The 13,319-nt window shown below is 65.7% G+C and carries 11 protein-coding genes; 8 read left to right on the top strand and 3 right to left on the bottom strand.

Translation table 11 applies throughout. The features are described 5' to 3' along the window. The 8 genes from AC1DVU_RS10965 to AC1DVU_RS10930 all read left to right on the top strand — a co-directional run. A partial coding sequence (locus AC1DVU_RS10965) for a hypothetical protein (protein WP_476922461.1) occupies positions 1-191 on the top strand: 191 nt, incomplete at its 5' end. 70 nt (positions 192-261) lie between these two features. Beyond that, positions 262-957, top strand: a complete 696-nt coding sequence (locus AC1DVU_RS10960; protein WP_476922460.1) for a hypothetical protein — start codon at positions 262-264, stop codon at positions 955-957. After that, positions 954-1,766, top strand: a complete 813-nt coding sequence (locus AC1DVU_RS10955) for a hypothetical protein (protein WP_476922459.1) — start codon at positions 954-956, stop codon at positions 1,764-1,766. The genes AC1DVU_RS10960 and AC1DVU_RS10955 overlap by 4 nt, the downstream gene beginning before the upstream one ends. Before the next feature lie 5 nt (positions 1,767-1,771). After that, positions 1,772-2,218, top strand: a complete 447-nt coding sequence (locus AC1DVU_RS10950; protein WP_476922458.1) for a hypothetical protein — start codon at positions 1,772-1,774, stop codon at positions 2,216-2,218. Next, complete coding sequence (locus AC1DVU_RS10945) at positions 2,215-2,484, top strand: hypothetical protein (protein ID WP_476920565.1); 270 nt, start codon at positions 2,215-2,217, stop codon at positions 2,482-2,484. Before AC1DVU_RS10950 ends, AC1DVU_RS10945 begins: the two co-directional genes overlap by 4 nt. A gap of 61 nt (positions 2,485-2,545) precedes the next feature. Then, positions 2,546-3,985 carry a peptidoglycan recognition protein family protein gene (locus AC1DVU_RS10940; protein ID WP_476922457.1) on the top strand — a complete coding sequence of 480 codons (1,440 nt, stop codon included), beginning with the start codon at positions 2,546-2,548 and terminating at the stop codon, positions 3,983-3,985. Between the two features lie 36 nt (positions 3,986-4,021). Then, on the top strand, positions 4,022-4,201 hold the full coding sequence (locus AC1DVU_RS10935) for a hypothetical protein (RefSeq protein WP_476922456.1): 180 nt from the start codon (positions 4,022-4,024) through the stop codon (positions 4,199-4,201). 6 nt (positions 4,202-4,207) lie between these two features. Continuing rightward, complete coding sequence (locus AC1DVU_RS10930; protein ID WP_476922455.1) at positions 4,208-4,405, top strand: hypothetical protein; 198 nt, start codon at positions 4,208-4,210, stop codon at positions 4,403-4,405. A gap of 1,291 nt (positions 4,406-5,696) precedes the next feature. Here the strand turns inward: AC1DVU_RS10930 and pyk are convergent. The 3 genes from pyk to gltB all read right to left on the bottom strand — a co-directional run bounded on the left by pyk (position 5,697) and on the right by gltB (position 13,238). Then, positions 5,697-7,148, bottom strand: coding sequence for a pyruvate kinase (gene pyk / locus AC1DVU_RS10925; protein ID WP_476922454.1), 1,452 nt, complete (start codon positions 7,146-7,148; stop codon positions 5,697-5,699). An 80-nt stretch (positions 7,149-7,228) separates the two neighbouring features. Then, positions 7,229-8,692, bottom strand: coding sequence for a glutamate synthase subunit beta (locus tag AC1DVU_RS10920; protein ID WP_476922453.1), 1,464 nt, complete (start codon positions 8,690-8,692; stop codon positions 7,229-7,231). Then, positions 8,685-13,238 carry a glutamate synthase large subunit gene (gene gltB / locus AC1DVU_RS10915; RefSeq protein WP_476922452.1) on the bottom strand — a complete coding sequence of 1,518 codons (4,554 nt, stop codon included), beginning with the start codon at positions 13,236-13,238 and terminating at the stop codon, positions 8,685-8,687. The genes AC1DVU_RS10920 and gltB overlap by 8 nt, the downstream gene beginning before the upstream one ends. Positions 13,239-13,319 lie beyond the last annotated feature (81 nt).

Genomic DNA, 13,319 nt, shown 5'->3' with positions numbered 1-13,319 from the left:
CATGGCATCCGTCCGAAGTCATCGAGTGGGACGGGCAGGACTGGGCCGGCTGTCTCGTCGCAGGGCCGAACGCCGACAGCACGGGCGCGGTTGCAGTCATCAGCACCGGATCGACAAGGCAACCGATCGTCCGCGATGTCGACAGCCCCGAAGTAGTCGTCCGCGACGGACCCACCATCAGCCTGACCTAGCCACCACAACGCAACACACGGGACGCCGCAAGCCGCCGCGCTCCTAAGTCGCACCGACCAAGGAGCCATCATGGCCTTGCCCGTAGGAATCACCACATGCGCCCTCAACGTAGGCCCACTGATCGACTTCGGCGGCGACGCATACATTGAGAAGGTCGAGTGGCAGCCCGTCCTCGACGGCCGCGGTTCTGCGGGCAACGTCCGCTCGATCACGTGGACCGCAACCGGTCAGGCTCTCGCATCGTTCCCTGAGAAGGTCGAGTCGAGTCCGGGCGGCACGGTCACACTCCCGTTGCCGCACGTCGACCAGTCAGGATTCATCGACGGCAGCGGCGATGCGGTCACCAATTGGACATACCGGATCAAGGTCACCGCACGCGACAGCGCACGCAAGACCTACACCAAGGTCAAGTACATCCAACCCGTCGTGGGCCAGACGACGCTCGACTTCGACCTGATCGAAGACGGCACAGTCGTTGTACCCGTCGTCACCCCAACCGGCCGAGTGACATCGGTGAACGGTGACACGGGCGCGATCACGGTTCCCTCGGTCGCCGACCTCGCCGACGAGATCGAGGCACGCGCGGATGCCGACGCGCTCTTGCAGCCCATTGCCACCCTGCCCGACGCCATCGAAGCGCGAGTCGGCGCGCTCTACGCAGGCCCAACACTCCCCGCCTATGACCCGGGCGCGAAATACGTCTGGATCAAGACCGACGCCGTGACGGGCGACCTCATCGACATCATCACGGGAGTTGCATCATGACCAGCCTCACAACCGCGCTCGGAGCCAAATATCCGGACAGCACAGTCCTGTACGACTACGACTTCCTCGCCAGCCCCGACCTCCACGGGTTCGAGCAGCTCTACTCCGGAACCTACAACCCGCCAATTGGATGGGACCGCAACGGCATGTGGATCGGACTGGACAACACCAACAGCCAAATCTCCACCGCCATCAAGCGCCTCACCCACCTCGACCGGTTCAACAGGATCACCGTTGAGTGCTGGGTTTCGTTGGCGCAGTGGTACGGCGACAACAACATCCGCTCCATCGAGATCGGCGTCGACCAGGCCGACAATGCTGGTGCACGCAACTACTACTCGTTGCGGCGTGTGTTCACTAAGACCACGGGTGCGGCCGATCCGACCAACCGTTTCGATGTGAAGACCGGTACTGATTCGGTGCCGTCCTACACGATCCTCCCCGGCCATGGTGGCGCATCCTTCACCGTGTTGGGTGCGGCGGACACGGAGCCAACGATCAGCACGTTCGATTGGTCCGCGTGGCCACCGAACGAGAACAAGCGCAACGTCGTCCTGATGGCGCTCGAGATCGACCCTGTTGCCAACGCATACAAGGGCGCGCGGTTCAACGACAGCAAGTACGGGACGCTCCGAGACTCCGGCGCGAACGACGCCACGATCTCCGCACTCCAGGGCCAGTCGTCCACGCTGACCCGATTCGCAAACGGTCTCAACGTCTCCATTGACCTGCGCGCACTCACTACCGGGTCACGCACAGCAGCAGACGCCTACGTGTCACGGATTCGCCTGACCGGAAGGAATGTCTGATGACGATGCATAAGGTCGGCTTCTACCGAGGCCAGGCGTTCACGGCGTCGTTCGGTTCGTTCCGCATCCCCGCACGCTGGGCCACCGAGATCGACTGGCTACTCACCGTCGAAGGCGTAACGGGCGCACCGACCACGGCATCGCTGCGAGTCATCCCGCAAATCGCGGCCATGCACACCCGCAACCAAACAGAAGACGTCCGGTTCGCCTCCACACAAGATCCGCTGTGGCTGTCACTCAACCCCGTCGAACACCGCGGCATGCTCCCCGATGGCACGTTCGGTGAAGTCGCAACAGAAACCATCGGCGCCGTCAACAACGACGGCTCCAACAGCCTCGTGATCCCGAAGCGGCAGGCGGGCGGCTACTGGTCACGCCTCTACTTCGACATGACATTCACAGGCGGTTCGACACCCGGATTCCAAATCTCCCTAGAGGCGGTCCTGAAATGATGACCATCCCATTCACCGGCAACCTCGACGCCGCACGCAGAATCAAAACCTGCCACCGCATCGACGTCACCGAGAACGCCGGCACATCAGCCGTCGCACGCGTCCAGCTCAAAGACACCAACTCATCCGGAACGCTCTACTGCGACATCCGCCTCAACCTCGCCGAAGACAAACACATCACGTTCGATCCGCCGCTGCAGTTCCCGGGCGGCATGTACGTGCAGGTTTCCGCTGGCACCGTCCGCGGCTCCGTCACCGGCCAGTAACCACCACAAACGCAACGACCCGACACGTTCGGGCACTTTCGCGAGCCATCAGGAGACACGCATGGCAACACCGCTGACACCATCCGCACTCAAAGCCGTGTACGTCGCTGAAGGCATCGTCGTCCGCGAATACCCAAACTGGCGTGACCGTTGCCGCTGCCACACCGGAAGCCACGAGAAGGGCATCGGTTGGGCTGGTCGCGCGTGGGGAACGCTCAACGGTCAGGTCAACCACATCACGGCGGGCGACCTTGGTGGGCGCACGGTTGAGCAGTACATCGCCGCCGCCATCCTTGGTGACCCGAACATCCCGTGCAAGGTGCAGTCCGTCATCGCCCCAAATGGCGACCTGTGGCTTGTCTCTGCCGGCCGATCGAACCATGCAGGCCTCGTCGGCTCCAACGTCCAAGCACACCTGGTTGCTGCGGACTTCTCAACGTCCGATGACTACGACGACCGGTTCCGTGGCGGCAGTGCTGACGGCAACGCATTCACCATCGGCTATGAGGTCATCACATCGAAGACGATGACCGCAGCGGCTCGAGCGACGTTGGTCAAGGCCAACGCTGCTGTTGCACGGAAGCTCGGCTGGACCGGTCAAGAGTCGGTCGGTCATGGGGAGATCTCGTCGGCGCGTTACTTCGTTGACCCCGGCCTGAACATGGGCCAGTTCCGCCGCGACGTCATGGCACGCGTCAAGGCCGGACCGAGTGTTGTACAAGACTCTGCGCCTGTTGTACAAGATCCTGTACCTACGCCGACACCCACGGTCAAGGTCATCTCCGCGTCGCAGAACTTCGCCGGCAACAACGCCCGCGGAATCGCCACAGCATCAACACGCATCCCCCGCTACGTTGCTGCACGCAAAGCCTCACCCGTCAACGTCATCAACGCGCAGGAATGCACCGTCGCATCCACGGTTCGTTCGCGTCTCGACTCCGGTCTCGGCGCACTCGGTTACAAGCGCAATGACGGTGGCAAGGGTCGCTACACGTACACCCGTGGCGTCAAGGTCATAGCGCACGGACTCATCACCACACCCTCGAGCACCTGGTATCAAAGCGACGACAAGCAAGCCGCGTGGGTCATCTACGAACTCGACGGCGCAATCGGCATGGATGTCAGCGGACACCTCGAGTCAGACTCCGGAGCCACCGCTGATGCGAAACGAGTCGCACAGGCCACGTACATCGCGGCCAAAGCGCTGTCGATCGCCAACGCCCACGGCTGCCCACAGAAGAACGTCATGATCGCGTGGGACACCAACAGCGAAAGCATGGTCGTTGACGCGTTGGTCAAGGCTGGTTGGCGCAACTGTGCATCCGGCACGCCGTTCGTCAACGCGTACACGTTCATGGGCTGGGACGGGTTGAGCCGCAAACGGTTCGACTACGCGCTGGTCCGTGCTGACGCTGGCCCGGCTGAGGTTGTCGCTGTCACACGCGACACCAGGATCGCCGACCATGCGGGGCTGCGTGTCGTCCGCGAGCTCACCAAGTAGCCATTCGCTTCAATCCGCCACCTATAAGGAGTCCGCATGTCGAAGTTCACCAAGTATTGGAAGTCCATCGCTGCGTTCTTCGGTGGCGCCGTTGTCCCGATCGTTGCACCGCTCACTCAGGGTGAGTGGCCGGATGCTCCCGACTATCGAATGTCTCTCGGCCTTGCGCTGTCTGCTGCGTTCTTTGTCGCCGTTGCACCGAAGAACGCCGAGTAGCCCGCCATGGCGCTCGGTGGCTTCTGGGCCGACTTGGATCGCGAACTGGAAGACCCCGAGTTCCGTGCCGCGTATGAGGCGGCGTGGGACGAGGTGGCACTGATTGATCGCATCGCCAACGACAACGGCGCGCGCCATGAACTCGACGACGTGATCGCCGCATTCGGTCTAACACGGGGCGAGCTCGAAGCCGACGACCAATGAGGCGCGAACAGTTCGCTGCGGTCGGCTGGGTCTTCCTCGTCGCCGCAGCGTTCACATCGCCCATCACCGCACCAACACTCGCATTCCTCATCGGCCGGTGGACAGCATGAACCCGCTACTGCCCGCCGTCATACTCCTGGGCCTTGGCTTCGTGTATCTCGTCGTCATGGTTGCGTGCTGGCTGGCATCGGACATGACACAACCCTTGTCGCAGGACAAGAGAAGTGGCGCACCATGAGCGAGCATCGGGCGTTGAGCGATGTCGACGAGGGCCACCCGTACAAGGTCCACTGCTCGTGCGGCGCGTGGAGTTACGACCATCACGCACACGTCGAACGCGTCAATGGTCGCCCTTGCCCGACGTGCGCAACACCATGACTCATCGTCCGCCGTTTGAGTCCTGGCATCGCCTCCCGTACGACATTGGTGTCAGCTTCGTACTCGTCACGGGTGCGCTTGTTGCTATCGGGTGGGATTACGTCCGCCCACACATGTCACACACACTGTCGTCATGGGGCAACCGTTTGGCGTAACCGGGAATAGCGACGCCGTTGTTCCCACTTAGCGTCACTAAAGTAGAATCGCACCACACACAGAGAAAACCGCCCACTCAGACTCCGGTCTGGGTGGGCGGTTCTTTGCGTTCAGGCAGCCAGATCCCCATGGGTAAATTACCCGGTTGAGACGATGCTCCCGCGTAACGAGACCGACCGAGACGAAACAGGAGACCCTGAAACGACGGGAAAAGTGCAAAGTTGAGCGTGGGAATAGAGGGTTTCGAATCCCGCACCCGGCACGGGGACTTGAGCCCTCGCTGGCGCTCGGGCTCAGTCCCAGCGCCGGAAGCAACGGCCGAAGGCCGCCGTGCCGGCTTGCCGGCAGTAGCGCAACCCAACCCAGGTCCAACCCAACCAAAAGAGGCCGCCGTGTCGGCTTGCCGGCACATGGCGAGATGCCAACGCAACGCGCGAAAGAGACCCAGGCTTTCAAGCACCAGAAACGTGACTGCTTGACGCGATGAGACCCGCATGGGCCCCGACCTGCACAGACACCGTGACTGTCCCGCGATGCAACCACTACGCACCCGAAATTCCTTGAAATTCCGGTCTATCCACGCAAGGATGAACAAGGGTGGAGTTGGGTCCGCAACACCGGGGATCTCCCTCCCTAGGGCTGCAACAGGTGCACTACTCCCTGCCGACCGTCAGCACGTTGCGTGCGGTTTCCGCAGGCCCGCTCCGCCCCCCAAACCATCCCAGGAGCGCGCGGGAATGACCCTCGACGAGGGGTTCTACTCGTCGGTGTCCTGGTAGGCCGGGACGACGCCGTTGATCGCGTCGCCCATGTTGTGGATGCGCAGCGCGTTGGTCGAGCCGGGGATGCCCGGAGGGCTCCCGGCCACGATGACGACCTGCTGCCCGTCGGCGCAGCGGCCGATCTCGAGCAGCGCCTTGTCGACCTGCAGCACCATCTCATCGGTGTGCGTGACCTCGGGGACGAGGAACGTCTCGATGCCCCAGCTGAGGGCCAGCTGCGAGCGTACGAGCGGGTCGGGCGTGAACGCGATGACCGGGACCTTGGAGCGGTAGCGGGTCATGCGTCGCGCGGAGTCACCGCTGGTCGTGAAGGCGACGACATAACGGGCGCTGACCGACTCGGCGACGTCTGCGGCCGCGCGGCAGATGATGCCGCTCTTGGTCTTGGCCTTCCACGTGAACGCCGCCATGCGGGGCAGGCCGTGCTCCTCGGTGGACTCGATGATGCGAGCCATCGTCGTGACGGTGTGAATGGGGTACTCCCCCACGCTCGTCTCGCCTGACAGCATCACGGCGTCGGCGCCGTCGAGCACCGCGTTGGCGACGTCGGACGCCTCGGCGCGGGTCGGCCGCGGGGCGGAGATCATCGACTCGAGCATCTGCGTCGCGACGATGACCGGCTTGGCGTTGCGGCGGGCCTTCTCGACGATGAGCTTCTGGACGATCGGGACATCCTCGAGCGGCAGCTCGACGCCGAGGTCACCGCGCGCCACCATGACGCCGTCGAAGGCGTCCATGATGCCGTCGAGGTTGTCGACAGCTTGCGGCTTCTCGATCTTGGCGATGACGGGGCGAATGATGCCCTCTTCGACCATGATCTTCTTGACGTCGTAGTAGTCGTCGGCCGAGCGTACGAACGACAGCGCGATGAAGTCGACACCCAGGCGCAGGGCGAACCGCAGGTCGTCGATGTCCTTCTCGCTCATCGCGGGGACGCTCACCATCACGCCGGGAAGGTTGATGCCCTTGTTGTTGCTGACCGGGCCACTGGTCTCGACAAGGCACGTGACGTCCGTGTCGGTGACCGCGGTCGCGCGCAGGCGCATACGGCCGTCATCGATCAGGATCTCGTCGCCAACGGAGACGTCGCCGGGCAGGCCCTTGTACGTCGTCGAGCACCGCTCGACGTCACCGAGGATGTCGTCGGTCGTGATGGTGAATGTCGAACCGACCTCGAGCTGCACAGGTCCGTCGGCGAACCGGCCGAGCCGGATCTTGGGGCCCTGCAGGTCGGCCAGCACGGCGATGGCCTTGCCGACCTTGTTGCCGGCTTCGCGGACCCAGGCGTAGTTCTGCTCGTGGTCGGACTGTTCGCCGTGACTCATGTTGAGTCGCGCGACGTCCATGCCGGCCTCGGTCAGCTGCAGGATCTTGTGGGCGTTCCCGACAGCAGGGCCGAGGGTGCAGACGATCTTCGCTCTTCTCACTTGAACGAGCCTATCCAGTGGTTCGCCTACCGGCGAGTCACTTAAGTGGTCTGGGGCAACAAATTGGATGAGACATCACGTCACACCGTCAGCGGGCGTGCGTTGGGTGGGATCGGGGCCGGCAGGTTGGTCGATCCGGACAGGAACGCGTCCACTCCGGCGGCCGCGGAACGGCCCTCGGCGATCGCCCAGACGATGAGCGACTGCCCGCGTCCGGCATCTCCGGCGACGAAGACGCCCTCGACGCTCGACATGTACTTCTTGTCGCGCTTGACGTTGCCGCGTTCGTCCAGCTCCACACCGAGCTGGTCGACCAGGCCCTCCTTCTCGGGACCCGTGAAGCCCATCGCGAACAGCACGAGCTGAGCGGGGACGACCCGCTCGGAGCCGTCGACCTCCTGGAACTTCCCGTCCACCATCTCGACCTCGACGAGCCGCAGGCCACTGACCTGCCCGTCATCGCCGATGAACTCCTTGGTCGAGACCGAGTAGACCCGGTCCCCCGCCTCTTCGTGCGCGGACGAGACGCGGTAGATCATCGGGTACGTCGGCCACGGCTGCGACTCCGGACGATCCGTGCCGGGGTTGGGCATGATCTCGAGCTGCGTGATGGATTTCGCGCCCTGACGGACCGACGTACCGAGGCAGTCCGCGCCCGTGTCGCCGCCACCGATGATGATGACGTCCTTGCCGGTCGCGACGATCTGGTTCTCGACCTCTTCGCCCAGCGCAACGCGGTTGGCCTGCGGGAGGAACTCCATCGCCTGATGGATGCCCGCGAGCTCGCGGCCCGGGACCGGCAGCTCACGGCGCACGGTTGCGCCGATCGCGAGCACCACGGCGTCGTAGCGGTCGCGCAGCTGGTGGCCGGTCAACGTGTCGCCGACCTGCACGCCGGTACGGAACACCGTGCCCTCGCGCTGCATCTGGTCGATGCGACGATCGACCTGGATCTTCTCCATCTTGAACTCGGGGATGCCGTAGCGAAGCAGTCCGCCGGGCTTGTCGTCGCGCTCGTACACCGCGACGGTGTGGCCCGCACGGGTGAGCTGCTGCGCGGCCGCGAGGCCCGCGGGGCCGGAGCCGACGACCGCGACGGTCTTGCCGGTCAGCCACTCGGGCGGCTCGGGGCGGACCTGACGGTCGTCCCACGCCTTGTCGATGATCGAGACCTCGACGTTCTTGATCGTGACGGCGTCGCGGTTGATGCCGACGACGCAGGCCGTCTCGCACGGCGCGGGGCACAGCCGCCCGGTGAACTCCGGGAAGTTGTTGGTCGCGTGGAGCCGGTCGAGCGCCTCGTCCCAGTCCTCACGCCACACGAGGTCGTTCCACTCGGGGATCAGGTTGCCCAAGGGGCAGCCGGAGTGGCAGAACGGGATGCCGCAGTCCATGCAGCGGCCGGCCTGCTCGGTGATGATCGGCAGCAAGGCGCGGCCGGGCCCACCGGGGTAGACCTCGTTCCAGTCGTTGACGCGCTCCTCCACGGGGCGCCGTTCGGCAACCTTGCGGGGCGTCGTGATGAATCCTCGGGGATCAGCCACGTGCGGCCACCTCCATCATGCGTGCGGTCGTGTCTTCCTCGGACAGTCCTTCGGACTCGGCGGCGTCGCGCGCCTCGAGCACCAGCCGGTAGTTGACCGGCATGATCTCGGTGAATCGGGTGAGCGACTGCTCCCAGCTGCCGAGCAGCTGCTCCGCGACGACCGAGCCGGTCTCCTCCATGTGCTTCTGGACCAGCGTTCGCAGGTCCCCCGCGGCGGCACCCTCGACAGGCCTCAGCTCGACCATGTCCATGTTGACCCGCGTCTCGTCGAGATCCAGGACGTACGCCGCACCGCCGCTCATTCCTGCGGCGACGTTGCGCCCGGTCGGACCGAGGATGACCACACGGCCACCCGTCATGTACTCGCAGGCGTGGTCGCCGACGCCCTCGACGACGGCGCTGACACCGGAGTTGCGGACGCAGAAGCGTTCGCCGACCTTGCCGCGCAGGAAGATCTCGCCGCTGGTGGCGCCGAATCCGATGACGTTGCCGGCCACGATCTGCGCCTCAGCGGTGAACTGGACCTCGCGCGGCGGGCGCACGACGATCCGGCCGCCGGACAGGCCCTTGCCGACGTAGTCGTTGCCATCGCCCTCGAGCCGCAGCGTGACGCCCTTGGGCACGAACGCGCCGAAGGACTGGCCGGCCGAGCCGAGGAACGTGATGTCGATCGTGTTCTCCGGCAGGCCTTCACCGCGGTAGCGCTTGGTGACCTCGTGGCCGAGCATCGTGCCGACCGTACGGTTGACGTTGCGGATCTCGACCTGCGCGCGCACCGGCTCGCCGCTCTCGAGCGCATCGGCGCTGAGTGCGATGAGCTCGTTGTCGAGCGCCTTGTCGAGACTGTGGTCCTGGCCCGTCGTGTTGTGCAGGGCCGCTCCCTCAGGGAGCTCCGGGACGTAGAGGATCGGCGTCAGGTCGAGCCCGTCGGCCTTCCAGTGGTCGACGGCCTTGCGGATGTCCAGCATCTCTGCGTGGCCGACCGCCTCCGCGATCGACCGGTAGCCGAGCCGCGCCAGCAGTTCCCGCACTTCCTGGGCGATGAACTCGAAGAAGTTGACGACGTACTCGGCCTTGCCGGCGTACTTCTCGCGCAGCGCCTTGTTCTGCGTCGCGACACCGACAGGGCACGTGTCGAGGTGGCACACGCGCATCATGATGCAGCCGCTCACGACGAGCGGAGCCGTGGCGAAGCCGAACTCCTCAGCGCCGAGTAGCGCGGCGATCATGACGTCGCGGCCGGTCTTGAGCTGGCCGTCGGCCTGCACGACGATGCGGTCGCGCAGCCCGTTGAGCAGCAGGGTCTGCTGGGTCTCGGCCAGGCCGAGCTCCCACGGTCCACCGGCGTGCTTCAGCGACGTCAGCGGGGATGCGCCGGTGCCGCCGTCGTGGCCCGAGATGAGGACGACGTCGGCCTTGGCCTTCGAGACACCCGCCGCGACCGTGCCGACACCGATCTCCGACACGAGCTTGACGTGCACGCGTGCCGCGGGGTTGGCGTTCTTGAGGTCGTGGATGAGCTGCTTGAGGTCCTCGATCGAGTAGATGTCGTGGTGCGGCGGCGGCGAGATGAGCCCGACGCCGGGCGTGGAGTGACGCGTCTTGGCGACCCAGGGATAGACCTTGGGGCCGGGCAGCTGGCCGCCCTCGCCGGGCTTGGCGCCCTGCGCCATCTTGATCTGCAGGTCGTCGGCGTTCGTGAGGTATTCCGACGTGACACCGAAGCGGCCCGACGCGACCTGCTTGATCGCGGAGCGGCGCTCCGGGTCGTACAGGCGCTCGGGGTCCTCGCCACCCTCGCCGGTGTTGGACTTGCCGCCGAGGCGGTTCATCGCGATGGCCAGGGTCTCGTGCGCCTCCTGGCTGATCGAGCCGTACGACATCGCGCCGGTCGAGAACCGCTTGACGATCTCGGACACCGGCTCGACCTCGTCGATCGGCACGGGCGGGCGTTCGCCGTCCCGGAAGCTGAAGAGCCCGCGCAGGGTCATGAGCCGCTCGGACTGATCGTCGACGCGAGACGTGTACTGCTTGAAGATCTCGTAGCTGCCCGTGCGTGTGGAGTGCTGGAGGCGGAAGACCGTCTCGGGATCGAACAGGTGCTCCGGTCCCTCACGACGCCACTGGTACTCGCCGCCGACCTCGAGATGGCGACGCGACGCTGCGATGCCGCTCGTCGGGTATGCCTTGAGGTGGCGTGAGCGGACCTCCTGCGCCAGCACGTCCAGGCCGACGCCGCCGAGCTTGGACGACGTGCCGGTGAAGTACGCATCGACGAGCTCGGGCGACAGCCCGACGGCCTCGAAGATCTGGGCGCCGGTGTAGGACGCGACGGTCGAGACGCCCATCTTGCTCATGACCTTGAGGACGCCCTTGCCGAGGCCATAGGCGACGTTGCGCAGCGCCTTGCTGGGCTCGACGCCCTCGACGAAGACCTTCTCGCGGGCGAGGTCCTCGGCGGACTCGAGCACGAGGTAGGGGTTGACGGCGGTCGCGCCGTAACCGATCAGCAGCGCGACGTGGTGCACCTCGCGGACGTCACCGGCCTCGATGATGAGCCCGGCCTGCGTACGCAGCTTCTCCCGCACCATGTGGTGGTGCACTGCACCGGTCAGCAGGAGCGACGGGATCGGCGCAAGGTCGGCGTTGGAGTGGCGGTCCGAGAGCACGATGATCCGGGCGCCACCCTCGGTGATGGCTCGCGACACCTCAGCGCAGATCTCGTCGAGCTTGGCCTTGAGCGCCGCGCCTCCGCCGTGGACGTCGTACAGACCGCGCACGACGTGGACGGAGAAGCCCGGCATGTCGCCGTCCTTGTTCATGTGCCGGATCTTGGCGAGCTCGTCGTTGTCGAGCACCGGGAACGGCAGCTGCAACATGCGGCAGGACGCCGGGCTGGGCGCGAGCAGGTTGCGCTCAGGACCAATCGTGCCGGCCAGCGAGGTGACGACCTCTTCGCGGATCGCGTCGAGCGGCGGGTTGGTGACCTGGGCGAACAGCTGTGAGAAGTAGTCGAACAGCTGACGCGGGCGGTCCGAGATCGCGGCAATGGGCGTGTCGGTGCCCATCGAGCCGATGGCCTCGGCGCCGGTGCGGGCGATCGGCGCGATGAGGATCCGCAGCTCCTCCTCGGTGTAGCCGAACACCTGCTGGCGCCGGGTGACCGACGCGTGCGTGTGCACGATGTGCTCGAGGTCGGGCAGGTCCTCGAACCGCACGAGCCCGGAGTAGAGCCACTCGTCGTACGGGTGCTCCGAGGCGAGCGTGTTCTTGATCTCGTGGTCCTCGATGATGCGGTGCTCGTCGAGGTCGAGCAGGAACATCTTGCCCGGCTCGAGGCGGCCCTTGCGGGTGATGGTCTTCTGGTCGAGGTCGAGCACTCCGGCCTCGGAGGCGAGCACCACGAGCCCGTCCTCGGTGACCCAGTAGCGGCCGGGGCGCAGGCCGTTGCGGTCGAGGACCGCGCCGATCTGGTTGCCGTCGGTGAACGCGATCGCGGCAGGCCCGTCCCACGGCTCCATGACGGAGGAGTGGAACTCGTAGAACGCCCGGCGGGCCGGGTCCATGTCGTCGTCGTTCTCCCACGCCTCGGGGATCATCATCATCACGGCGTGCGGCAGGCTGCGGCCGCCGAGGTGCAGCAGCTCGAGCACCTCGTCGAACGACGCGGTGTCGCTGCCGAGCGGGTCGCAGACCGGGAAGAGCCGGTTCAGGTCGCCCGGGATGAGGTCGCTCTCGAGGAGCGCCTCGCGTGCCCGCATCCAGTTGCGGTTGCCCCGCGCGGTGTTGATCTCGCCGTTGTGCGCGATGAAGCGGAACGGGTGGGCCAGCGGCCAGCTCGGGAACGTGTTGGTCGAGAAGCGGCTGTGGACAATCGCCATCGCCGACTCCATGCGCGGGTCGGCCAGGTCGGGGAAGAATCCCTCGAGCTGCTCCGGCGTCAGCATGCCCTTGTAGACGAGTGTGCGGCTCGACAGCGAGGGGAAGTAGACCGCGAGCTCGTGCTCGGCGCGCTTGCGCAGGCAGTACGCCGTGCGGTCGAGCTGGATCCCGCTCTGCGCCTCACCCGTCGCAGTCACGAAGACCTGGGCGAAGGCCGGCATGGCGGCGCGGGACATGCCGTGGCCCAGCACCTCGGGCTCGATCGGCACGTCGCGCCAACCCAGGACCGTGAGGCCCTCCTCAGTCGCGATCTCCTCGAACCTGACGCGTGCCTCGGCGGCCTCGGTCTCGTCCGTCGGCAGGAATGCCAGGCCGACGGCGTACGTGCCGGCGTCGGGCAGCTCGACTCCGCTGACTCCCCGCAGGAAGGCGTCGGGGACCTGGATCATGATGCCGGCGCCGTCGCCGGTGTCCGGGTCGCCACCGACGGCTCCGCGGTGGTCGAGGTTGCGCAGGGCGGTGAGGCCCTGGAGGACGATCTCGTGGCTCGGCACACCGGTCAGCGTCGCGACGAAGGCGACACCACAGGCGTCGTGCTCGTTCTGCGGGTCGTACAGACCTTGCGCAGGAGGCTGAGCCGAATAGAGGGGGGCGCGCACCATGGGCCTCACTTCACGTCATCAGGATCACGAAAATTCTCGTACCGGGGACGACGTTGGCCTCGGACAGCAGATCAAGGCTAC

This window comes from Aeromicrobium sp. P2_G6 (genome assembly GCF_056403535.1).
Note: the sequence above shows the minus strand (reverse complement) of the source record. Positions and strands in the feature narration are given on the sequence as shown.